We start from the raw sequence: 24,880 nt of genomic DNA, 5'->3' as shown, positions 1-24,880 counted from the left end.
GAAACACTAACTATCCATAAGTAAAACACTACCTACCTACAAGTAGAAGACTAACTAACCAATAGCTTTGTCCTTAACGGGACTTCAATCCCTGTAATATTCACAGAAGACTTACATTTGCTCAAAAATGCGGAAATTGTGTCACTTGAGAATAGGTTAAAAACAATTTTAGGGCTGGCATAATTTTTACAACTTTGTCACACTGCCTACACGCCCCCGTAACACCAAACTCTCATCTTTGCAGCATAATAAACAAAAGAAAGGAGTTTGATATGAAACTGAATAGAAACGATTATGCTATTGAGACAACGGGCGATGGCGGTTATTACGCCTATCTGAAAAGTAATATCATGTGCAGCGCTTATGGCGAAACACCTGACGAAGCCTGCGAGAACCTGAGTGATATTGTCGACGATTTCGTCAGCGACATGTATATGGTTGAGGAGTTCGTGTAGTAAATTCCATAAATTCTCTTGAAGTCATGCCGGCGTGATGTCGATGTGACTTTTTTAGTTTCATACGCTGAATGCATCGTAAAATGAGAATTTAAATTTAAAACACAGTACCTCTGTGTTCAATAATTCAGAATTCATCATTCAAAATTCATATATTTCCGGAAAAATATGTTTCTTTGCACTGCAAATTTTAATGTAAGGAAACAATGAGAAGTTTTGCTTCGGATAACAACTCCGGTGTGCATCCATTGGTGATGGAAGCGCTGAACCGGGCGAATCAGGATCATGCAGTAGGTTATGGTGATGATCCTTGGACAGAGGAAGCTGTCCGTAAAATAAAGGAAGTTTTTGCGGCGGATTGTGAACCGCTGTTTGTATTCAACGGGACAGGCAGTAATGCGGTGGCTTTGCAGTTGGCGACACGTCCTTATCATTTAATTCTTTGTGCGGAGACGGCGCATGTTTATGTGGACGAATGTGGCGCTCCTGCACGTATGACGGGTTGTCAGATACGTCCCATCGCTACTTCTGACGGTAAGTTGACACCTGAGCTGGTGCGCCCTCACCTGAAGAACTTCGGCGAACAGCATCACTCGCAACCGGGAGCTATTTATATTTCGCAATGTACGGAGTTGGGAACAGTTTATACTCCGGAAGAGCTGAAAGCGCTGACTGACTTGGCGCATCAGCACGGCATGTATGTGCACATGGACGGAGCGCGGCTGGCAAATGCTTGTGTGGCTCTGGACCTTGGTTTTAAGGAGCTGACGGTAGATTGCGGCATTGATATTCTCAGTTTCGGCGGGACGAAGAATGGGCTGATGTTAGGGGAGAGTGTGGTTATTTTCAATCCGGAATTAAAGAAAGAGGCGCTTTATGTGCGGAAACAGTCGGCGCAATTGGCTTCGAAGCATCGCTATCTGTCTTGTCAGTTCACGGCATATCTGACGGATGAACTCTGGAAGAAGAATGCCCTTCATGCCAATGCGATGGCGCAGAAACTTCACGAAGGACTGAAGGCTTTGCCGGGAATCCGTTTCACCCAAAAGATGGAGAGCAACCAGTTGTTCCTGATTATGCCGCGTCCGGCGATTGATAAACTGATGCAGTCTTATTTCTTCTATTTCTGGAATGAAGCGGAGAATGAAATCCGTTTTGTGACTTCGTTTGATACGACGGAAGAGGATATCCGGTCGTTGTTGCAGGCGGTGAGGGAAGCTTTGTGATATAAAGAAGCTCCATACCTTCACAGGCGTGGAACTTTGACTTAAAACCTTCTCCCTTGGAGATGGGAGAGAGTTTATGAAAACAAACCGATTGAATGTTACCTTTTAATTTTTACCTTAAAAATTCCTTTGTATTTATGTAATAGGAGTTAGCCTGTATTATTCATATTTCAAGAGTTAAAGGAGTTATCACTTCGTTAGGAGTTAAAGGAGTTAAAGCCGATAGTGCTGCTTATGTCTTCCGGAGTATTGACTTTAACTCCTGTCAGTATTTACTCTAAGCTCCGTATCGCATCGGGCACCGATACAAAAGCGTAGCCTTTCTTCTTTAATGCCTTAATCATTTTGTCCAGATATCCGTTGTAGAACTTGTCCGTGCGGCGGTCGTCCGTGCCGAAATGTATCAGCATGAGATGGCCGTTGAGACCTTCTCTCTTCTCAACCTCCATGACTTTATCATAAATAAATTGGCTGCTCCGGTATTTCTGACCCATGTCCGGAGTGGTATAGTCCGCATTGGTCATGGTGCCCGGCGTGTAGTTGATAATCCGGATGCCCATATTCTTTGCCCAGGCGGCAATCTCCTTGTTGTAATATTCGTAGGGCGGGATGTAGACGGGTGCGTCTTTGTACTCGATGCCCGCTTTACGCATGATTTCGTAACTCTTCAGCATGTCCTGCTCAAACTCTTCACGGGTTACGAGCAACGAATCACGATTCTCCCACGGCATATAAAGCAGATGCCCGTAGCTGTGGCCGCCCACCAGGTGCCCTTCCGCACGGAGGCGTTTTACTACGTCGGGATAGAGTTCGTAGAATTCGCCGGTGAAGAAGAAACCGCCCTTGATGTCATGCTTCTTCAATGTACTGATGATGGCGTCGGCGCCGTCGGCTTTGTCGGCTGCGGTGAAAACGAGCGTTATCTGCTTTTTGGATGGGTCGGTGCGGATGATGCCGCCATCCACATATACGTTCTTATCGCTCCGGACGCCTGCTTGCTTCATGCCTTCTTTCTGCATGGCAGAGAGGTAATAGGTGAGGCAGGCGGTTCCGTCCATAGTGGGTTCGTTGGTGGAATAGTCGCTGATGGCATCATGGTAAACCATCATGTCCGGTTGGAAGCGCTTGTAATCTTCGCCGGGTGTGCCGGGGATGCCTGTCATGTTTACACCGCGCAGGCTCTCGAAGATGGTGCGGTAGACAGGGCCGTCCACCAGTCCGCCCGTGGTGTTGCCTACCCCTGCGTTGAGTAATGAGGAATGGGGCTGGAAGGGGTAATCGCCGGAAAGGGGGAGTTCGACAATCATGCTGGTTCCCCAGGGGTTGCAACCGAACAGCCAGTCGAGCATGGAGGCTTCCATTTCCTTGTAGGTTTCGTCTCCTGTGGCTTCGCGATACAGGCGGCATTGTGTCAGCATGGCAGTCGTCAGGTTGTTGGAGCACCAGATATAAGGAATGCCGTGCATGAAGGGACTTTGAACGGCTTTTTCGTAGGTGCGGGCGATGCCGGCGTGCATGTTGCGGATAAATTCGCGGCTGAGGCGTTCGTTGTTTACGGTTGCCAAGTGGTAGTGTCCCATGTTCATGAAGGGATACCATTGGTAGTGGCGTGCGCTGTCGGCTCCCATCCAGGGGGTGACGGGTTCGCGTCGTCCGTATTCAACGGCTTGTTCCAGGTAAGTGAGGTTTCCGGTGCTTTTGAAAAGCTCCATGGCGCCAAGTTCCATGTCGTCTACCCAGTTGTCTTCTTCGTAGATGTAGGGTGACATGACGGACGCTGTCTGGCAGGCGCCGGGTTTCTTAACGCCTTCCTGATAGGCGGCATCGGCCTTGGCGCTGATTTCGGCGGCAAATTCAGGATAGAAATCTTTCAGGAGGCGTGCGCCGAGGGCAAAGCAGGAAGCGTATTTGCCGGCTGTACTTGCAACGCCGGTGGTGGCATTCATGAACTTTCCGCGTACTTGGGGTTCGCCGCTACAGAAATAAACGGGACGTCCGTTGCCCGGTCCGTAACCGTAATCTACTTTATCCTTGTTGGGCAAGCGCATGCCGGCATGGTCGCGGTCGTCAGCTATCTGATTGTACAATTCGCCGGGAGAGGGGTTCATGCGGTTCAGCCAGTCGAGGCCCCATTTGATTTCGTCTACGATATCAGGGATACCATTGGCGCCTGGAAGACCGGCGGCATTATAAAAGTCTCCGAACGATTCGGGGTTCTCCTGATAGGCAAACATCATCTGGTAGATGGCGTTGGCGGAAGTGGTGGTGTATTGCAGATAATCGGTAGCATCGTGCCATCCGCCGCATACGTCGATGTGCTGTCCGGTTTTGGTAGGATGATACAGGATATATCCGTCGTGCACATGGCAACTGTCTTTCAGGAAAGGATTGTAGCCGCAACGTTGCTGGCGCATGTAGTTCAGCAGGAAATCGGCGGTGCCATTGTACACTTGGCTGTTGATGGGGAAGTGGGGAGAAACGGCTTTGCCGGCTTTCAGGTAGTATGTTCCCGATTGGTTGAAGTCGCTGAAGTCCAGTCGGTAGGTACTTTGCATAAGGCCTGACTTTCCTGTAGCTTTCGGGTAGGTGAAAGTGCGTACGGTTTGCCCGGTGAAAGCATCTACCAATGTGTAGCTTTGCACGTCGGCAGGCTCTTCGCTCATGAACACTGCTACTTTTACGGCTTGTGGTAAGTAGCCCAGTTGGTTAATACGTATCCATGCATCTGCCTTTGCTTGCACGACGATGAAGGTGAGTGCTACTGTGAGTAGCCAATGGTTACTTCTCATAATGTGTCTATCTATTTAAGGTTGGGGGAAATTCCACTCTTCTGTGATTCCATTATCACACTTACAAATTAAGCGTTTTCTGTCTGTTTTAGGAAAGAACGATGTGATTAATTAGATGATATTATGTGTCGTTTACGTTATTTTAGAAAAAGGAAAGTGTTAATGGGATGTGTCTCTTATTGGTAATCCATTGATTGTCTTCTGATTACATCTTTAAATGCTTATTTTTAATTTTCATTTATGTATTTTAGTATTCAAGAAGGGTAGTTGGGGTGTTATTTGTTCAGAGTATTTTTTTTGATTAATTATTCGTTCGTATATCCAAACTTTCATATCTTTGCAGCATGAAACTACAAACTTCGAAAATACCCGCTTAATACAGCCTGATAATTCTTTTTTCGGGCTGGTCTGATTCGCTTTGTTCGACATACTTCATGTTTCGAGCAAATTTTTCATGTCCTTTAATTTAGAAACTTTACAGGGAGAATATCCCTGTATCGACTCAATCTGTGTGTTATTTAAAAACAAAGGAATATGAAAATAAATATTTAGAGTAAGTAGCTGTTCATAAACAGTAACAGTTAATATACAGTAGTTTACAAACATTTTTTATACAAAACATCATGAATAAAGAAGATACAATAATCGCACAATTTGATTATACACTAATCGCCAACTATTTTTCAGTCATAGACCGTCAAGGACCGGGCGGAAAAGAAGAAACGCTGAAAGCCTTGAGTTTTATGAAAAACCTTCCTGCCAAACCTAAAATAGCGGATATAGGATGTGGTACAGGTTCCCAAACGTCAGTCCTGGCTTCCGGTATGGATTGTTCTATTACTGCTGTAGATCTGCTGCCCGAAATGGTAGAAGGTGTGAAAGCAAGAATCAGAAGAGATAATCTGGAAGATAAAGTCACTGCATTTGTTGGTTCAATGACTGAGTTACCTTTCCGTCCGAATGAATTCGATATCTTTTGGGCAGAAGGTTCCATCTATAATATCGGCTTTGAAAAGGGACTGACCGAATGGAGAAAGTTCATAAAGCCCGGAGGCTTTATCGCTGTCTCCGAGTGTTGCTGGCTGACTAATAAGCGTCCGGACAATATTGGTTATTTCCTGCAAAACTATCTCGAGATAGATAATATCTCGAACAAACTGCGAATCATGGAACAGGCAGGTTATCTTCCTACAGCGCATTTTGTACTTCCGGAGCATTGCTGGACTGACAACTATTTTGCCCAGATGGAAACTCGCATGCGGGAGTTTCTGGAAGAAAACAACAATAGTACGGCTGCGCGGCAATTCGTAGCTTTTATGAAGAGCGACATGCTTATTTTTCAGCAATATAAAGAGTTTTTTGGTTATGTGTTCTTTATAGGACAGAAATATGATTAAACAAAACAAGAAGAAATGAATAATTTATCAGTATATGGCTGGAACGATAATCTGTTCCGGCAAAAACAGTCAACACCTTTTAGCAGCTTGCCTCACGGGCGCGTCATGGTTACTCATAAGACTTGCTATGAAGTAGTTGCCGAAGCTGGTTTATACCTCTGCGAACTATCGGGGAATATTCTCTATGGCCGAATGCCGAACGAATATCCCTGTACCGGCGATTGGGTGATTTTTCAACCTACGGATGAAAGCAAAGGCATTGTAATGGATGTCCTGCCGCGCACCCGGACTCTCTGCCGTAAAAAGAGCGGCACTGTATCGGACAAGCAAATGATTGCCGCACATGTGGATAAGGCGTTTATTGTGCAAAGTTTGGATGCAAACTTCAATGTTCGGAGAGCAGAGCGTTTCATGGTTCAAGTACTGGAAGAAGATATTCAGCCTGTGCTTATTCTGACTAAATCCGATCTGAGATTTAATGAACAGGAAGTTGTAGACTCGTTAAAGCATCTGGCAAGGAAAGCATCAGTGTTTACAACTTCCATTCATTCACCGGAGACGATAGAGGCGTTGCGTCAATCTATCGGAGAGGGGGAGACGATTGTGCTCATAGGCTCGTCCGGTGTAGGTAAAAGTTCACTGATCAATGCTCTGTGTGGGAAGGACGTGTTGGAGACTTCTTTCATCAGTGACTCTACGGGCAAGGGACGGCATACCTCTACGAGGCGTGAAATGGTTTTGCTTGAGCATTCGGGAGTGCTGATTGATACTCCGGGAGTCCGGGAGTTCGGTATCACTTCCGGTAATGCTGATGCATTGTCATCCATGTTGGATATTTCTGATTTGGAAGGAACATGCCGTTTCGCGGATTGCACTCATACGAATGAACCCGGATGCGCTGTGATTGAAGCCGTTAAAAATGCTACTTTGGAGCAGGGCGTTTATGAGAGTTATCTGAAGTTGCGCAAAGAAGCCCGGTATTTTTCTTCTTCGGAACAGGAGAGGAGAGGGCAGGAAAAAGCGCTTTCCAAGGTGTTGAAGCATTATTCCAAGCACTATAAAAAGGATCGGTAATCCGAAACAGGCGAAGAGAATAAATCCTTGAAGCCACAGTGAAAGATGTTTTTTTGCCGTAGAAGATGAATCTTCACCGTAAAGATAACTTTTTGTTGTGAAGGATAAATCTCTTGGAACCGCCGAAGAGGATGAATCCCCCGTTTATTAAATTAAGAAGGCTGCCTCCTTAATAAAGAGACAGCCTTCTTTGCTATTGTAATCAGTCAATTACTTGCGTAGTTATCAAATCCTTGTGTATATCAAGTCTTTTACTTGCGATAGCTTTCCAGCTCCTCCACTTTGAACTTGCTGATAAAGTTGGAGTGCTTTTCTACTTCAGCTTCGGCATAGTTCAGATATACAACGGCTGATTTGTTGAACAGTTCAGGAGCCTTTGTTGCATCCTGAATGATGAGATGGGACATTACACACACGGCAGCCATTTCGTAAAGACGGCGGGCAACGAAGTCCAGGTATTCCTGGCTTGCGGTTTCTTTTGTTACGTTGATGGCAGCCTCAAACTTGTTCGTCATTTCTTTCAGGCGCTCCATCAGCGGTTGCATTTCCGCACTGCATGGAATTGCTTCATAATCGCGGAGAGTAGCAGTATATGAACCATTCGTTACATAACGGATGGCGGCTACAGTCTGCAATTGCGTAGTACCTTCGTAGATGCTCGTGATGCGAGCGTCGCGATAGATGCGTTGGCAAGCATATTCCAACATGAAGCCTGAACCGCCGTGTATCTGAATACTGTCGTAAGCATTCTGGTTGGCATACTCGGAGTTCATACCTTTTGCCAGCGGAGTGAAGGCATCGGCAAGCTTGGAATATTTCTTCTGTTCCTGGCGTTCTTCCGGAGTCAGTTTGCGTTCGCGGGAGATGTCGTCCAATGCTTTGTAGATGTCTACGTAGCGTGAAGTTTGATACAACAATGCGCGTCCTGCATCCAACTTCGCCTTCATGATAGCCAGCATGTCATACACTGCCGGGAATTCGATGATGGCTTTGCCGAATTGCTTACGGTCTTTGGCATAAGCAAGCCCCTCATTATAAGCAGCCTGTGATAAACCTACCGACTGTGCCGCAATACCCAAACGGGCGCCGTTCATCAATGCCATTACGTATTTAATCAAACCGAGCTTGCGGTCACCGCAGAGTTCGGCCTTTGCATTCTTGTAAACAAGCTCGCAAGTAGGAGAACCGTGAATACCCAGTTTGTTCTCAATGCGGCGTACATCTACACCACCTTCGCGTTTGTCATAGACGAACATGGACAGACCACGACCATCTCTTGTTCCCTCTTCCGAACGTGCCAGTACGAGGTGCAGGTCGGCGTCACCATTCGTGATGAAGCGCTTCACACCATTCAGGCGCCAGCAGTTTTCGTTTTCGTCGAAGGTGGCTTTCAGCATTACGCTTTGCAAGTCGGAACCTGCATCAGGTTCGGTCAAGTCCATCGACATGGTTTCGCCGGCACAGATACGTGGGATGAAACGGCTGTGCTGGTCTTCGTTACCGAATTCGTACAGAGTTTCGATACAGTCCTGCAAAGACCAGATGTTACCGAAACCTGCATCGGCGGCAGCCACGATTTCAGCGCACATCGTGTACGGGGTGATGGGGAAGTTCAAACCACCGAAACGGCGAGGCATTGTCATACCGTTCAGCCCGGCTTTCACCATGGCGTCGAGGTTTTGTTTTGTACCGCTGGCATATTCCACACGGCCGTTGGCACAGTGAGGACCTTCTTCGTCCACACCTTCGGCATTCGGGTTGATAATCTCTCCGGTGATTTCTCCGGTGATTTCAAGCACCTTGTCATAAGAGTCCATTGCATCCGCATAGTCTTGCGGCGCATAGTCAAACTTGTCTTTATCTTCGTATCCGCGCTCTTTCAGCTCGCAGATACGTTCCATCATATCGTTTTCCAGGTGAAACTTGAGTTCAGGAACTTCGGTATAAAAATTTGCCATAGCTTACTTACTGTTCTGTTTGTAGTACTTAATCATTTTAGGAATCACTTCTTCCACTGTGCCGTTGATAACGTAATCAGCGATGGTATTGATAGGAGCATTCTCATCATTATTGATAGAGATGATGATACCGCTTTCCTGCATACCGGCGATGTGCTGGATTTGTCCGGAGATACCGCAAGCGATATAGAGTTTCGGACGTACCGTTATACCTGTCTGACCAATCTGGCGGTCGTGGTCGCAGAAACCTGCGTCGACGGCTGCACGGCTGCCGCCTACTTCGGCGTGCAACTCCTTAGCCAATTCAAACAGCATGTCGAAGCTTTCGCGACTACCCATTCCGTAACCTCCGGATATAACAATCGGAGCGCCTTTCAGATTATGCTTTGCTTTTTCTACGTGACGGTCGATAACCTTCACTACATAATCCGTGGTGGGTACATACTTGGCAACGTCGTGGTTGATAACTTCGCCCTGATAGTTGGCATCAAGGATTTCTTTCTTCATCACACCCTCGCGAACGGTTGCCATTTGCGGACGATGTTCGGGGTTGACGATAGTTGCCACAATGTTACCACCGAAGGCGGGACGAATCTGGTACAACAAATCTTCGTACACCTTGCCCTCTTTCTTGTCTTCGTGCTCGCCGATTTCCAGTGAAGTACAGTCGGCAGTCAGTCCGCTGGTCAGTGCGGAAGATACGCGCGGGCCGAGGTCGCGACCGATAACTGTAGCTCCCATCAGGCAGATTTGCGGTTGCTCTTCTTTGAACAGGTTGATGAGTACGGATGAGTGGGGCAGTGAAGTATAAGGGAACAGCCCCGGAGCGTCGAAGATGTGAAGACGGTCGACGCCGAAGGGTAATACTTGTTTTTCGATTCCTGCAAGATTGTCGCCGGCAACAACGGCTTCCAGTTGGCAACCCAGTTGATTGGCTAACTTGCGTCCTTTGGTAAGAAGTTCGAGACTTACTTCGGCAACTACAGCGCCTTCAATCTCACAATATACAAATACGTTATTCATAATTTTATTTTTTAGTAGTCAGTAGTCAGTAGTTAGTAGTCAGTAGGAGATACCTTATATTATTCATATTTAATAATTTCTTCCTCTTTCAGCAGCAAGTCTATTCTACTTGCTACTTACTACTCGCTACTTGCTACTTTATCCTATAGTGTGGTTAGCAAGTAGTTCAACAATAAGGTCTTCTACATCCCGGTCGCTTCCGGTAAGCGTGCGGCTTTCCTTGGCTTGGAAAGAAATGTTCTGGATGGCTTTCACTTTGGTGGGCGAGCCGCTGAGACCGCATTGCGCCAAGTCACCATTGACGTCGGCCACGCTCCATTCGGTGATGTTCAGGTAAGAGCATTTCTCGTAGAGGTCGGAATACGGCAGGACGGCGCCTTCTTTCGTGATGGCGGCTTTCTCCTGTGCACCGAGGGCGCGTTTGTACTTCTGTACCAGCTTGGCGTTGCGCGGACGGCAGGGGGCTGCGCTTCCGTTTACGGTGATAACGATGGGCAGCGGACCTTCTACGGTTTCCACACCGCCGTCGATATGACGTTTCACAACTACACGACCGGTTGTTTTCTCAACATTCAGGATTTCTTCGGCATAAGTAATCTGCGTCAGACCGAGCTTTTCGGCAACCTGAGGACCTACTTGCGCCGTATCGCCGTCGATGGCCTGGCGTCCGCCGATAATGATGTCGTACTCGCCGATCTTCCTGATGGCAGTGGCAAGGGCGTACGAAGTGGCGAGGGTATCTGCTCCGGCAAAAGCGCGGTCTGTCAGCAGATAGCCATTGTCGGCGCCACGGAATAAACCTTCACGAATAATTTCGGCTGCACGTCCCGGTCCCATGGTAAGGATCGTTACGGTAGAGCCTGGATGTGCATCTTTCAGGCGAAGCGCTTGCTCGAGGGCATTCAGGTCTTCGGGATTAAAGATGGCGGGGAGTGCCGCACGGTTGATGGTTCCGTCGGCTTTCATGGCATCTTTCCCAACGTTGCGTGTGTCGGGAACTTGTTTAGCCAATACTACGATTTTCAAACTCATGTTATTAATTATTAGTATTAGTATTTCTAAATGTGTCAGTACCGGAGATAATAGTAGGCAGATATATAAGGTCTAACCACTGAAATTATCCGGTCAATGAATTATCAGCGTGCAAAATTAGTCAAACTGTTTGTACTGACAAGGAAAGAATGGAAAAAATGCACATAAATAGGGATTTTGAGCAACGAGAATTATAGAAATGCCGTTGAAGTATCAAATAAATAATCTATATTTGCGTTTTAGAAATATGAAAATGTGAAACTATGGGTTGTTTTATGAACTTTTTGTGGCTGATATTCGGAGGCATTCTCACGGCTATTGAATATCTTGTTGCCAGTTTGCTGATGATGATTACCATCGTTGGTATTCCGTTTGGTATGCAGACATTGAAACTTGCCGCACTTGCGTTGTGGCCTTTTGGAAAGACAGTTCGTAGTGGAGAGAGGTCGGGCGGATGCCTCTACGTATTGATGAATGTACTGTGGATATTCCTGGGTGGTATTTGGATTTGCCTTTCACATTTGGTGTTCGGGGCAGTGTTGTGCATTACTATTATAGGTATTCCCTTTGGCTTGCAGCACTTTAAGCTGGCGGCATTGGCGTTGACTCCTTTTGGAAAAGATATTATTGCGGATTAAGAGCCTGTTTTAATTTTCCTCAAAAATAACTCTTAAAACACTATGAGCCTGTTTAAATTTTGCTCAGCATTGTTTTGAGAGTTATTTTTGAGCAAAATTTAAACAGGCTCTAAGTTGAAAAGAAAAAGGGCGAAGAACCTTTTCAGTTCTCCGCCCTCATTCATTTTATTCAAAGGTATTGTTTACATGGTGGTGTTAGCTTGCTTTGCAAGCAATTTCTGAAGTTTGCCATTTAAAGCTTGGCACATTGCGCCGTTTCCCATTGCCTGATAGCGTTTGATACGGTACTGCAACATAAAAATTTCGTTTGCATTCTTTTTCATAATCATCTTGTTTTGTGCTTTCCGCGTTTCGGAAAGCGGGTTTTTACTTCTTTTTCTTTCTCTTATTAACGCTGCAAAGGTACGCATTGTTCACGAGAAACATGTTGTATAACATAAAAATGTGTGCTTTCTCTTTAGAAATCCTCTTGGAAAACATGTTTTTGCCATCTGTATATTACAAACATATTACATATCTTTGTCGCATATATAAAAGAATAGAAGTTATAAACAGGAAACTACGATGATAAATAAGTTGTTGGCGCTTTTGCATAGCCCGTATCCGGTACTGGTGAAACGATGGAAGGCGGTGGTGATACCCTCCTTTATCGTGTTCATTATCCTTTATCTGTTGCAGCCTTTTGGTATTTCCATGATAGAGAATAATAAGATTTGGATAGTGTTGGGATATGGTATAATCTCTTCGTTGGCGTTGAGCGTTTCGGTGTATTTGCTTCCGGCTGTGTTTCCGTGGTGCCATGATGAGCAGCACTGGACACTGGGGAAGGAGTTGTTGGAAACGTTAGGAGCTTGTCTGCTGATTGCGATAGGTAACTGGTTCTATACGGTTTGGTGTTTCGGAGGGGATATTCTGAGTTGGAGAGGCTTTTTTGTTTGTTTGTTCTGGGTAGGTATTCTTTCGCCTTTTCCTGTTGTGGTCTTTCTGATGTGGAACCGTAATCTGCAACTGGCTCGAAACTTGAAAGAAGCTACGGAGATAAACTTCGCTCTTTCAAAAAAGATGAGTATCCGGAGGGGTACGGGAGAAGCAGAAGCTGGGGAGAATACAGAGGCAGAAGGAAAAGCAGGGGCAGGAACGAGAGGGAATGCAGAGACCGAAGGAGTAGAAACAGGAACGAGAGAGAAAGCAGAAACCGGAGAGAATACAGAAGTCAGAGGGAGAGCAACAGAGGCAGCAGAAGCCGGAGAGAAAGAGAATGTATGCTGTCCGCTGACGGAGAAGCCTGTGAATCTGGTCTTTTCCGGTGGGACGAAAGAGATGCTGGAGATACCTGCCAATGCGCTGTTGTATGTGGAGGCGGAGGGAAACTATGTGCGGGTTATCTACCGGGGTGAGAGCAAAACGAGTGAGAACAAAATGCAGCAAATGTTGCTGCGCGCCACGATGAAACAGGCGGAAGAGGCGGTGGCTGCTTGTCTGTTCATTGTCCGTTGTCACCGGGCGTTCCTGGTGAATGTGAATGCAGTGGTAAAAGTGGATGGAAATTCACAGGGATACCGCTTGCGACTGGAAGGGTGTAAGAGTGAAGTTCCTGTTTCCAGAGCATACTCCAAAGAGGTGAAAATGCTGATAGAAGGCGGTTCGGAGATATGAAAGTGCTAATAGAAGGCGTTCAGAAGAGGTGAAAATGCTGATAGAAAGCAGCCCGGAAGGGTAGTCATTCGTCACAGAAAAAGGGATAGAAGCGGTCATTCGTCACAGATGGAATGCTGTTTGTCACATATCCGTGCTGTTCGTCCCGGATATTTTTTTGTACCGCAGTCTTAGTCTATGTTTGCAGACGGAAATCGTAAACAACATAGATGAAATGAAAAGATTGATTTTACTTTTAAGTATGGGTGCGCTACTGACGACGCAGCATTTGGAAGCCCAAACAACAGTGGCGAGTACGAAAGCTCAAACCGCAGTGACAGGTATAGAACCTCAAACCGCAGTGACAAGTACAGAACCTCAACCGGCACCAACCGATACCATCTTCCTGCGAATATTCAATGATAGCGTAGACCTATACAATGATAGCGTAGACCTGAAGGAGGTAGTCGTCAAAGGCAAAAGAACCCCGGTAGCCAACAGCCGCTGGAGCGATATGCACCCTATAGAATTGGTAACAGTAGGCGGCGCAAACGGAGATTTGTACCAAGCATTGCAAACATTACCGGGCACGCAGCTACAAGGCGAAAGCGGCAGACTACTGGTGCGCGGCGGAAGCAGTGACGAGTCGCAAACCTACATTGACGGAATGCACGTACTGAACCCCTATACCGCCACAGCGATAAACTCACCCGCACGCGGACGCTATTCCACCTTTATGTTCAGCGGCGTCAATCTCGAATCCGGCGGCGCTCCGTTGGAATATGGCGAAGCGTTGTCTGCCGTGCTGCCGTTGGAGACGAAAGATAAAAGTCCGGTGAATAAGTTAGGCATCAACGCTTCGACGGTAGGTTTCGGTAGCGGAGGTACGCGCGCTTTCGACAAAGGTTCTCTTTCTGTGAATCTCGATTATCAGGACTTGTGTGTGTACGACCGCATTTATCCGGGGCGAACAGACTTCGCAGACCCTTACCGCATGATGACAGCTTCGGCGCAGTTCCGCTATCATCCGGATGATGCTACGCTGTTTAAAATCTACTTCGGATACGACCGGACGGACTTCTCCAACTATGAGGGACAGGAAAGAACGAATCTCTCTAATCATGAAGAACAGATGCAAACAGGCTTCTCCAACTACGAAGGGCAGGAGCGGAGACTGTTCGACTTAGGCGAGAATAATTTCTACCTCAACACTACTTTTCGCAAGACAACCTCCAAAGGCTGGAACTGGTTTGCCGGAGCGGCTTATGGCTTCTTTGAACAGAAGATAAACAATGTGTCACTCTCCGGCGATGGCTGGATGGAGCGTCAGCAGGAACTTCATATAAAGGCGAAAGTCTTCAAGCGCCTTTCTCCTACCTTCCGCTTAGATGTGGGAACGGAGAGTTTCATCCGCCAATACGAAAACCGTTATAAGTATCAGCCGGCAGGAATAGCGGAAGCATCGGAAACTCCGCAAACAGATAACCATAATAAGATGACTCCTACCATCACCGCCGCCTTCCTCTCCGCAACCTACTATCCGGTAGAGCAACTGAAAGCGGAACTTTCCCTCCGCACGGAATATACTTCCGGAAACCGGCAAGCGAATCTATCTCCCCGCCTGTCCGTCAACTACTATTTGGGCAGTGTGGTGTTTTCGGCTACGGCAGGAAGATATACGCAGTTGCCGGTAAACAGATTGTTGGTTCAGAACGAGAGCCTCAAGTCAGAGGTGTGCACACAGTACAACCTGGGCGCGCGGTTCGAAAATGGGGGGCGTCTTTATAAGGCGGAGATTTACTACAAGGACTATAACCATCTGGCATTAATAGAGAAAGGCACTATAAATCTGGCAGAAGTGGTTACTTCCGGTGGATATGGCCACAGCAAGGGCTTTGATTTGTTTTTCAATGACCGCGTGTTGGTGAAGAACCTGGAGTACCAGCTTTCTTATACGTACAACGTCTCCAAAAGAAAGTTCCGGGAACTGACGGAACTGACTACTCCGCAATACGCCACCCGTCATAATGCGTCCGTGGTTCTGAAGTATTCCATCCCCCGCATAGGAACGATTGTCGGTCTGACGAACCGTTTCAGCAGCGGGCGGCCTTACCATAACCCCGCTTTGCCGGGACTGATGAACGATGAAGTGAAACCGTATAACAGTCTCGACCTGGGACTGACTTACCTTCTGAGCAAGAAAGTTATCATCCACGCCTCTGCCACGAATATCCTTTGCCGGCAGAATGAGTTCGGCAAGGTGGATAACAAAGCGATATTGGCTTCGGAAGACCATTTCTTCTACGTGGGCGTATATATCACGATAGGGAAGAAGGCGGCTTACGACGTATCCAATTTCTAATAAGCTCCAATCAGCTTTTGCATACAAGAATTTTTTAGAATCGGATAACGCGGATGACGCGGATTTTTAAACGCTGCGCTATGTTATCCCATCAGGAAGATAAAAAAGAGATCCGCGTCATCTGCGTTATCCGCGTCTAAAAAATGATTTTTAAGCATTTAATTTCCAAACTCAATAAATTAATCATTTAAAAAAACAAAGAACATGAAAGCAATTATTATCAGTTTCGTTTTCGCTTTGACATTCGTAGCTCAAAGCCTGTCTGCACAGAATCTTACTCTCGAAGTGCGTGGTATTGAAAATGTAACCGGCAAACTTTACGTCGCCATTTACAATTCCCCGGAGACCTTCATGAAGAAACCCCTTGCCGCCTTTGCGGTCGAAGTAAAAGACAACGTACTGAGCCTTCCCTGCAAGGGCCTTCCTGCCGGCACCTACGCCTTCTCCTTGTATCAGGACGAAAACGGGAACGGTAAACTGGACACAGCCACCTTCGGCATTCCTACCGAGAAATACGGTTTCAGTAATGATGCCAAAGTCGTCATGGGTCCTCCGTCTTACGAGAAATGCAGTATCACCTTCTCCGAAGATACTACTTTAGTGGTGAATTTGCAGTAATTTCTAACGCAGAGGCACAGAGGGACAGAGAGTTTTTTTCTTATTGAACACAGAGACACAGAGAGTTTTTTCTTATTGAACACAGAGACGCAGAGGCACAGAGAGTTTTTTCTCTGCGACGCAGTCGCCCTCTCTCTGTGCTCTCATTTATGTTCTCTTCTTAAAAGAAAAATAAACTCTGTCCCTCTGTGTCTCTGTGTTCAATAAAGAAGAAACTCTGTGCTTAAACCACCATCACAAATAAACATTTTGATGCAGTTGCCTTATTTCAGATAATTCTTTAACTTTGTGCCTCACACATTTAATATCTTAATATTATGAGCCGAGTTACACATCTTTTCGGAATATGCTGGCTGCTGTGCCTGCTTGCTTCCTGCGGAGAATCCCATTTCATAACCGATGCATCCTACCATTCCCGCGTGGGACAGGACTTGCTGCAAAAGAGGGAGATGCTGTCGCAAATACAGTTGCTTATCCGTAACCACCGCGGCGGCAACGACCTGACCACCTACGAGCACGAAGCCATGGAATTCCTCTACGCCTACATGCCGCTGGCAGATATCATGGACTATCCCGTCGACTTCCATCTGACGAACGTCCGCGCCTCCCAACGTGCAGCGCAGGAGATGCCGTGGGGAAAGACAATACCCGAAGAACTGTTCCGTCACTTTGTGCTTCCGGCACGGGTCAACAACGAACAACTGGACAGCGCCCGTGTAGTGTTCTACCGTGAATTGAAAGACCGCGTAAAGTCCCTCTCCCTGCGCGACGCCATACTCGAAGTGAACCATTGGTGCCACGAAAAAGCCGTCTATATGCCTTCCGACTCCCGTACCAGTTCGCCGCTGGCAACCGTGCGTACTGCCTACGGGCGTTGTGGAGAAGAGTCTACGCTCCTCGTAGCCGCCCTCCGCTCGGTAGGCATCCCGGCACGGCAGGTCTATACGCCGCGCTGGGCGCATACCGACGATAACCATGCCTGGGTAGAAGCCTGGGCGGATGGCAAGTGGTACTTCCTGGGTGCTTGCGAACCGGAACCCGTCCTGAACCTCGGTTGGTTCAACGCCCCTGCCAGTCGCGGCATGTTGATGCATACCAAAGTATTCGGCCGTTACGAAGGAGCGGAAGAAGTAATGTCCGCCAACCCCAACTATACCGAAATCAACGTAATAGAGAACTACGCGCCTGCCGCACAAGCCAAAGTCACAGTGACGGACAGTCAAGGAACCCCCGTCTCCGGTGCGCAGGTCGAGTTCAAGCTCTACAACTATGCCGAGTTCTATACCGTAGCCACCAAGCAAACCGCCGCCGACGGCACCTGTACCCTGACCGCCGGACAGGGCGACCTGCTCGTTTGGGCATCGAAAGACGGAAAGTTCGGCTTCTCCAAACTCTCCTTCGGCAAAGACCGCGAACTGACCGTAGCGCTGGATAAATCCCCCGGCGACAACTGCATCGTCGATTTTGATATCATCCCGCCTGCCGAAAGTGCAAACCTGCCCGAAGTTACCGCCGAACAGCGTGCCGAAAACGACCGCCGTCTGGCGCAGGAAGACTCCATTCGCAATGCCTACATATCTACATTCATATCCGAGGATTCGGCACGTCGCTTAGCAAAGCAATACAAGCTGGATGAAGATGCAGTGGTAAAGATTCTGACTGCTTCGCGCGGCAATCACAAAGTCATCGCCGAATTTATGACCCGCCTTCGTTCCGAAGATTCCAGAAAAGGCGGCATCGACCTCTTGCAGCAGATTTCGGCGAAAGACCTTCGCGACGTCACTCTAGACGTGTTGATAGACCACATGCTGTCCAAAGTGCGTACAACTGCCGCCAACTACCGTAAGTATGTCCGCAACCCGCGCATAAGCAACGAAGCGCTTACCCCATACAAAGCCTTCTTCGGCAAAGTGATTTCTCCCGAAACAGAGAAAACCTATCTCGAAGACCCCTCCAAACTCATTGCATGGGTAGCCGAAAACATCCGCGTGGAGAAGGATTGCAACCTGGGCGCTCCTCCCATCTCTCCTGCCGGCGTGTGGACAGCGCGCGTGGCTGATGCTCATAGCCGTGACATCTTCTTTGTTGCCTTGGCGCGCAGCATGGGTATGCCTGCACGTATCCATGAAGTGACCGGCAAAGTGCAGTTGATAGAAGAAGGAGGCGTTATAGACGTGAACTTCGAGACAACAGAACAGACTTTGGGCGCAAACTCCGGCACGGCAGAACAAGCTTCAAGCGCGAACTCCGGCACGGCAGCGCGTACTTCCGCTCCCAAAGGCACGCTTGTAGCCGGATATAAACCTGTTAAGTCACTGGGCGATCCGAAATACTATTCCCACTTCACCATCTCCAAAGTCACTCCCCAAGGCCGTTTGCAGTTGCTTACCTACGAAGAAGGCGATGCCGATACGGACGGCGCCACCTGGAGCAACCTCCTGAAGCAGGGCACAGCGCTGGATACCGGCAACTATGTCCTCGTAACCGGCACGCGTCTGGCGAGCGGCGCAGTCCTCTCCAATGCCACCTTGTTTAGCATAGCCCCACAGCGGACAACGAACATCAACCTGGTAATGCGCGAGAGCAAAGACGACGTGCAAGTCATCGGAAATTTCAATTCCGAATCCCTCTTCACTCCGGTAGCAGATACGGCAACACCATCATCATCCAAGCAAAGCATCTTGCAGGCATGTGGACGCGGCTATTTCGTAGTCGGCATCCTGGGCGTCAACCAGGAACCCACCAACCATGCCTTGCGTGACATTGCCGCTTACAAAACTGACTTGGAGAAATGGGGCCGAAAGCTCGTGTTGCTCTTCCCTGATGAGGCTCAAGCCGGAAAATTCGCCAAAGAATCCTTCCCCGGTTTGCCTTCTACTATTGTATATGGTATAGATACGGATGGCATCTCCCGGCAGATAGCCGAAGCCATGAAGCTGAGCAACAGCAATAGCCTGCCCATATTTATCATTGCCGATACTTTCAACCGCGTAGTGTTTGTCTCGCAAGGCTATACCATCGGGCTGGGCGAGCAGTTGATGAAGACGGTGAAGGGGTTGGGGAAGTAGTTAGTAGTAAGTAGTAAGTAGTAAGTAGTAAGTAGTAAGTAGTAAGTAGTTGGTAGTAAGTGGCTGTTCATAATTAGTTTATACTATGAATGATAGTATAAACTAATTATGAACAGCTACTTATACTATAAGATAACTACTGGCTGCGGTGCGTAAGCCGGGGACATTCAGGTCTTTTTTTATTGTTTTCTTTAAAAAAGCATTTTTAGGGTAGTATTTTATCTTAATTATGCTTTGTTTGTATTTCAATTGGGCTATATTTGTGCTCAATTTAATATTTGGTATCAACAGAATATTCGCCTTTTTTATTTGCATACGACAGATTTACTATGTTTAAGAGGAAAAAGGAACGATGACTGTTGAAAGATGGGTCACAAAAGAATGTGCTGAAGATTACGACAATATAGCACAAGACACAAACGTGAAAGATATAATAACAGCGGATATCTATACTGCTACTACTCGACATAGGGTCAAAAGTCCGTTTGGGGAACATGCAAAACTACAAAGAGTTCTCGACAAGTGTCAGCGGCGGACTGATAATCAGGATTTGTATTTAAGGAAAAGAGGCGTTAGTCAATCTATTAATTAATAATAAATAGAACTTCTTAATAAAAGCAAAATTATCTGAATTCATAAGGATAATGTTGCAGGTTGTTTGTTATAGATTATGCAATTGTATTCTGTTGACATATATGTAATTGGTATCACAGTGAATCTATTAATTGATATGTAACTAAATTCAAAACTAAAATGAAAGAAGTATTTTTGACCCAGTTTATCGAAGGGCTAATTGCTGAATTAGAAAAAGAACAGCGTGACGGAACTGCTCATGTGTATAGAAGTACATTGAATAGGATACGAAAATTCATGAACGGAAAAGAAATGAGTTTTAAACAGCTGAATCCGGAGTGGCTGAACAGGTTTGAACAGAATTTATTGGCTGAACAGGTGAAGTGGAATACGGTTTCCACTTATATGCGTATGTTGAGGTCTATCTACAATCAGGCGTTGGAATCGGGGATTACCACATATACTCCACGTCTTTTCAGTAATGTACATACGGGGGTCGACAGTCCGGTGAAGAGGGCTGTTTCGCCGGAAGTGATATCCCGGCTGATGAAAAGCGAAAAGAAACTGCCTCGGAGGCTTTCTTTTAGCCGCGATCTCTTCGTTCTGCTGTTTTTGCTTCGCGGGATGTCTTTTGTTGACCTGGCTTTTTTGCGCAAGCGCGATATGGAAGGGGATGTCATTATTTACCATAGACATAAGACCGGGCGTAAGATAACTGTTGTGGCATGTCCTGAAGCAATGGTGATTATCGAAAAATACAGGAATAAAATCCCCGATTCACCTTATCTTTTCCCTATTATAAAAAATCCGAAGGAAGATGAATACCGGCAATATGCTCGTATGCTACGTCTTGAGAACTACCATTTGGTGCGGTTGGCACGTTCCTTGAATATAAGGGAACGGCTGAGCACTTACACCGCCCGTCACACCTGGGCAACTACGGCGTTGCGGCAAAATTATAATCCCAATCTGATATGTGATGCGATGGGGCATTCTTCCGTGAAAGTGACGGAGACTTATTTCCAGCCCTTTAAAGAGGCGGAAATCAACCGGATGAACCAAGCTATTGTCGCATTTATAATGTCGAAAAAAGGATAGAATAGAATACGGGAAATATAGCTAACTACTTGATTTTCAGCAAAATAAAACCCCGTTACTTATTAGGTAACGGAAACAACATTTGTTTCGGCAAAATTATAGCATTTTTTTTGAAATACAAATAAAAACGCAAAAAATATTATATCAAACGGCATTTTTAATAGAAATAAGACGAAAAACCAGTGTTTTTAAGACGTTTTTTTTTCATTTATACATAATAATAATGTAGTCCACCTTTATTTACGTCTAAAGGTGGAAAGGGATTTCTATTGTAAAAACAATACGTAAAATTTAATTTTATATTGGATTCTGATTCAAATACGCCCCATAGTGTATGCTATTATGTATACCCCCGTTACCTAATAAGTAACGGAAAATGCAAATGCTTCTGATGAAGAAGTTAAAGCGTTTATTTTGATTAGAAACCAATATTATTAATTAAGTTTTAAAAGTTATGAAAAAGAAAGTGATTTTATTGTGGTCATTGTTTGCAGCGATGACATTTAGTGCGTGTACGGAGAATAACGATGCTCCGATTAATGAAGAAGCGAAATCGAATCTGGTCGTTAAGTTTAACTTTTCGGAAACAGATACGAGAGCAACAGCCTCTACTGCTATACCTACAACATCTTGGTCTAATATTGATCAGGTGCAGCTTTTTCTTTATGATGCTGCCGGAGTAGTAAAATACTCCAAGATAGTAAAGCCGAATAAATCGGGTGACGCGGGTAATTCGGTTACCGGCGGATATCAATACACGTATGCGGATGTTCCGGTAGGTACTTATACATTGGTTGCTGTTGCTAATGCAAATAGAACAACCGGTACTCCAACGGTTGGTGGGTTTGTTAACACTTATATTGATGATGCACCTACTGCACCGGTAGCAGTATGGAGTGATGGAAATGTTCGTGCAAAAAACATAACAACCGACCTTTTCATGAAACACCAAGCGGGTACGTTTCCTGATTTCTTAACGAGTGCTGTTCCAGGCTTTTCAACATCTAACAAAGCCTATAAAGAGCCTGCCGAAATCTTTATGGGTACAGCTGTCAAAGGAACCGGGGCCACCAGCACCAAAGTGGTGACCATAACAGAAGGTGTATCTACTGATGCCGGTACTATTTCATTGAAGCGTGAAGTGTCTATGATGCGTGTACGTCTGAACGTATCAGAATCAGCAGCCGGTGTAGATAATACTACTGCAGGTACTAATGGAATTGATTGGACTAAAGATGCTTCCATCATGATTTATCGTTTGCCGGCAAAGGTGAATATACATGATGCGAGAACTATCCAAGCTTCTGTAGAAACTGATATCTTGTCTATTTCAGGTACTAATGTATTCAAAACTGCAGAACCAGCCTCTGGCTATGGTACAGGAGGAGTTATTTTGACCGATAATTTCTCTATGTGGAGAGATATCATCGTATTCCCTAATGCTGAAGATGCAGCTAAACCAGGAAAGGCAGCTATTGGAAGCCAGTATTTCATTGTTGTTTCCGGACAGGGTAAGGTAGGGCATCAATTAGCGGATGGAGAGGTTATGACTGCAGCAGCGCCTATATATTGGTCGGGTATAATATTGGATACTTTCGAATCGAATGTGATTCGTGAAGTAAATCTTACTTTGAAAACAGGCGGTGTAGCTGATCCTCCAGCGGAACCTATTGAATATGGTGGCTTGGATGTTGTAGTTGGCACCCCAATAGCTTGGGATTCAATTGTATCTACTGGCATTGATATGTAACCAATCTCCTTCATACCTCTGAATATATAGTAGGGAGCAGAATTTTGTTGATACCAATATTAATTTGAGATTTGAGCGCAAATACTTAATGAAAGCGGAAATCTGCTCCCGCTATATTTTCACTTGTACTAATGCATAAATTATAGAAAATGAGCAAAAACGGACTTCTCATAGTGTTGTTTACCCAGGTAGTAGCTCTACTTTGGTTTACTTCGTGCACCTATGACTATTTTGAAGACGAGACCACATACCAGGTCTTTGTGCCGGAAGTCCTGAATCATACTGTCAGCGACTGTCGGGTACTGGTCTACAATACTACCGGAGCATTGGTTGGTTCACGCTATGCCGCCTATCCGGATTGGAATAAAGACCCGCGTATGGCAACAGGCCTGTTCAGTTTCAAGCTGCCCCCCGGTGAATATAATGTGTATTGCTATACCAATACAGACAGTCTCCGGTTTGTAGATGACCATCACATGGAGTCTTCGGCTTTTATATTGAAAGACCATCCTCGCGGCGACAACTATTATGTACATCCTTCGGATATACACTATCAGAAGTATGCGGCTGTGGTAAAGCATCCGGGTCTTTTGGTGACTGATACCGCGCAGTTGGAGCGTTACACCGGTCGCATTACGGTACGTTTTAAGAACTTCCCCGCCGATGTGTCCCGCATCAGGAATGTGCAGTTGCGGGCGGAAGGCGTTTCGGTTATGCAGTTTCTGAAGGATCATGATCCTGTCGCTTCCCGTTCAACCACTACTACCCGTTTAACTCCGGACGACAAGATGCTCCATATTGACGAACTGCCTGCGCAAGCAAACCCTGCGATATTGGAAGTGGATCACAGCTACATGCCTTCCATTGAAAATGTACCCATGGTGCTGGGTTTTACGTTCCTCGCCAATGACGGTCTTACCGTAATTCATATACCGGTTGAAGTGAGAGATAAGGATACGGGACAACCCTTGCGGCTGATGTCCGGCGAGCGTATCATTATTGAAGTAGACACCTATATGGTTGTCAACATAGGGATTGTAGGCTGGGATGAAGATATCAAAACCGGTGGAGATATCGACATGGGATGATTATATACATAAAATAAAGAAAGAATTATGAAATTGATTGTGCGACATATATTGTGTCTTGTTCTCCTGCTCTGTTCTATCAGCGGCGTGCAGGCACAAAGCGTAAAGGTTAATGTTCCGTTTTGGCTTACCGGCTCGCCCAACGTTGGCTTTGAATACACGCTAACCCGGCAGGTCACGGTGAACGCTGAAGCGATATGGATGCCGTATATGTTTAAAAGCGGTGAAGAGGTTTTCCGCGCCCTCCAGTCTACACTGGAACTGCGCTACTATATAAATCCGCATAATTTCTACACGAATGATTCCTGGGACGGCTTCTATGTTGGCCCTTATGCGATGTATGGCAACTTCAATGTCGGTTTCCTGACGAATGACGACCCGTTGCAGAGCTACCGCCGTATGGGCTGGGGTATATCGGGCGGCATTTCCGGCGGATACAAGTATGCATTCAATTCCCGTTGGGGATTGGACTTCAATCTGGGTCTTGGGTACGCGCACATGCAGTACGATAAGTTCTACCTGGGTGGAGAGTACGCCGCCTTCCCTTTGGAGCGAAAAAAAACAAAGTCATGGATTGGCCCTACCAAAGTGGGCATAAGTGTTACCTATAATATATACCGTTAATGTGTACTGATAAAGAGTTGCTGAAAATGAAAAATAAGAAGATTCAAGTTCTGTTGTTTGCTATGGTGTTCCTGTTTTTGCTTGGAGGTGTTTCTTCCTTTGCGCAGGAACGTAAAGTAGGCAGTATGGAACGACGGGCTGATCGCAATTTTGTCAGTCAGAGATTCGATAAGGCCATGTCTCAATACGAGGAGGCCATCAAACGTGAGCAAGGAATGGACGACGGTTCCAAAGCTGCGCTTCATTTAAAAATTGCACGTTTGTACTTCATGGTGAGAGACTACAAACGCGCGTCCGAACACTATGGTAGCGCCATAGAGTTGCGTTCTGATATACTTGAGATGGACGATGTCTGCGAATACGTAGACGCCCTGCGTTTCCAGGGCAAGATCCGTGAGGCAGAGGCTATTTGCCTGAACAATGCCTACAAAAATATTTATACCCGGTCACAGCGTTACCAGAATACGCTGGA

18 protein-coding genes and 1 pseudogene are annotated in these 24,880 nt (G+C 46.3%); 14 read left to right on the top strand and 5 right to left on the bottom strand.

The window, feature by feature from the left end; genetic code table 11:
* Window positions 1-272 precede the first annotated feature (272 nt).
* Together B2Z67_RS00885 and B2Z67_RS00880 are read left to right on the top strand one after the other, a co-directional pair.
* Window positions 273-455, top strand: a complete 183-nt coding sequence (locus B2Z67_RS00885) for a type II toxin-antitoxin system HicB family antitoxin (RefSeq protein WP_291527931.1) — start codon at window positions 273-275, stop codon at window positions 453-455.
* Between the two features lie 206 nt (window positions 456-661).
* A complete protein-coding gene (locus tag B2Z67_RS00880; protein ID WP_291527930.1) occupies window positions 662-1,681 on the top strand; it encodes a threonine aldolase family protein in 1,020 nt (339 codons plus the stop codon).
* 272 nt (window positions 1,682-1,953) lie between these two features.
* On the opposite strand, the gene B2Z67_RS00875 is transcribed toward B2Z67_RS00880, so the two are convergent.
* Entirely contained in the window at window positions 1,954-4,470 is a 2,517-nt protein-coding gene (locus tag B2Z67_RS00875; protein WP_291527929.1) for a glycoside hydrolase family 9 protein, read from the bottom strand.
* Between the two features lie 623 nt (window positions 4,471-5,093).
* On the opposite strand from B2Z67_RS00875, the gene B2Z67_RS00870 reads away from it, so the two are divergent.
* A complete protein-coding gene (locus B2Z67_RS00870; protein WP_291527928.1) occupies window positions 5,094-5,867 on the top strand; it encodes a class I SAM-dependent methyltransferase in 774 nt (257 codons plus the stop codon).
* Between the two features lie 15 nt (window positions 5,868-5,882).
* Window positions 5,883-6,941 carry a ribosome small subunit-dependent GTPase A gene (rsgA, locus tag B2Z67_RS00865; RefSeq protein ID WP_291527927.1) on the top strand — a complete coding sequence of 353 codons (1,059 nt, stop codon included), beginning with the start codon at window positions 5,883-5,885 and terminating at the stop codon, window positions 6,939-6,941.
* A gap of 251 nt (window positions 6,942-7,192) precedes the next feature.
* On the opposite strand, the gene B2Z67_RS00860 is transcribed toward rsgA, so the two are convergent.
* The 3 genes from B2Z67_RS00860 to B2Z67_RS00850 all read right to left on the bottom strand — a co-directional run bounded on the left by B2Z67_RS00860 (window position 7,193) and on the right by B2Z67_RS00850 (window position 10,954).
* The gene (locus B2Z67_RS00860) at window positions 7,193-8,899 is read right to left on the bottom strand and encodes an acyl-CoA dehydrogenase family protein (protein ID WP_291527926.1); all 1,707 of its coding nucleotides are present in this window, start codon (window positions 8,897-8,899) and stop codon (window positions 7,193-7,195) included.
* Between the two features lie 3 nt (window positions 8,900-8,902).
* Complete coding sequence (locus B2Z67_RS00855; RefSeq protein WP_291527925.1) at window positions 8,903-9,922, bottom strand: electron transfer flavoprotein subunit alpha/FixB family protein; 1,020 nt, start codon at window positions 9,920-9,922, stop codon at window positions 8,903-8,905.
* 138 nt (window positions 9,923-10,060) lie between these two features.
* Window positions 10,061-10,954 carry an electron transfer flavoprotein subunit beta/FixA family protein gene (locus B2Z67_RS00850; protein WP_291527924.1) on the bottom strand — a complete coding sequence of 298 codons (894 nt, stop codon included), beginning with the start codon at window positions 10,952-10,954 and terminating at the stop codon, window positions 10,061-10,063.
* Between the two features lie 263 nt (window positions 10,955-11,217).
* Between B2Z67_RS00850 and B2Z67_RS00845 the strand changes: the two genes are divergently transcribed.
* Window positions 11,218-11,592 carry a YccF domain-containing protein gene (locus tag B2Z67_RS00845; protein WP_291527923.1) on the top strand — a complete coding sequence of 125 codons (375 nt, stop codon included), beginning with the start codon at window positions 11,218-11,220 and terminating at the stop codon, window positions 11,590-11,592.
* Window positions 11,593-11,774: 182 nt separating this feature from the next.
* Here B2Z67_RS00845 and B2Z67_RS00840 read toward each other — a convergent pair whose 3' ends face one another.
* Window positions 11,775-11,915, bottom strand: a complete 141-nt coding sequence (locus B2Z67_RS00840) for a hypothetical protein (RefSeq protein WP_291527922.1) — start codon at window positions 11,913-11,915, stop codon at window positions 11,775-11,777.
* Between the two features lie 241 nt (window positions 11,916-12,156).
* Between B2Z67_RS00840 and B2Z67_RS00835 the strand changes: the two genes are divergently transcribed.
* The 9 genes and pseudogenes from B2Z67_RS00835 to B2Z67_RS00795 form a co-directional block, all read left to right on the top strand.
* A complete protein-coding gene (locus B2Z67_RS00835) occupies window positions 12,157-13,248 on the top strand; it encodes a LytTR family DNA-binding domain-containing protein (RefSeq protein ID WP_291527921.1) in 1,092 nt (363 codons plus the stop codon).
* A gap of 214 nt (window positions 13,249-13,462) precedes the next feature.
* Complete coding sequence (locus B2Z67_RS00830; RefSeq protein ID WP_291527920.1) at window positions 13,463-15,589, top strand: TonB-dependent receptor plug domain-containing protein; 2,127 nt, start codon at window positions 13,463-13,465, stop codon at window positions 15,587-15,589.
* 204 nt (window positions 15,590-15,793) lie between these two features.
* Complete coding sequence (locus tag B2Z67_RS00825; protein WP_291527919.1) at window positions 15,794-16,207, top strand: DUF2141 domain-containing protein; 414 nt, start codon at window positions 15,794-15,796, stop codon at window positions 16,205-16,207.
* Between the two features lie 317 nt (window positions 16,208-16,524).
* Window positions 16,525-19,275, top strand: coding sequence for a transglutaminase domain-containing protein (locus tag B2Z67_RS00820; protein WP_291527918.1), 2,751 nt, complete (start codon window positions 16,525-16,527; stop codon window positions 19,273-19,275).
* A 753-nt stretch (window positions 19,276-20,028) separates the two neighbouring features.
* Complete coding sequence (locus B2Z67_RS00815; RefSeq protein ID WP_291527917.1) at window positions 20,029-20,946, top strand: tyrosine-type recombinase/integrase; 918 nt, start codon at window positions 20,029-20,031, stop codon at window positions 20,944-20,946.
* 454 nt (window positions 20,947-21,400) lie between these two features.
* The gene (locus B2Z67_RS00810; RefSeq protein ID WP_291527916.1) at window positions 21,401-22,696 is read left to right on the top strand and encodes a FimB/Mfa2 family fimbrial subunit; all 1,296 of its coding nucleotides are present in this window, start codon (window positions 21,401-21,403) and stop codon (window positions 22,694-22,696) included.
* 149 nt (window positions 22,697-22,845) lie between these two features.
* Window positions 22,846-23,784, top strand: coding sequence for a hypothetical protein (locus B2Z67_RS00805; RefSeq protein ID WP_291527915.1), 939 nt, complete (start codon window positions 22,846-22,848; stop codon window positions 23,782-23,784).
* Window positions 23,785-23,811: 27 nt separating this feature from the next.
* Window positions 23,812-24,408 carry a DUF3575 domain-containing protein gene (locus tag B2Z67_RS00800; protein WP_291527914.1) on the top strand — a complete coding sequence of 199 codons (597 nt, stop codon included), beginning with the start codon at window positions 23,812-23,814 and terminating at the stop codon, window positions 24,406-24,408.
* 26 nt (window positions 24,409-24,434) lie between these two features.
* A pseudogene (locus B2Z67_RS00795) lies at window positions 24,435-24,880 on the top strand (hypothetical protein); the annotation flags it as partial.

This window comes from Bacteroides sp. UBA939, assembly GCF_002293435.1.
Lineage (GTDB): Bacteria > Bacteroidota > Bacteroidia > Bacteroidales > Bacteroidaceae > Bacteroides.
This window is presented reverse-complemented; position numbering and strand designations above follow the sequence as displayed.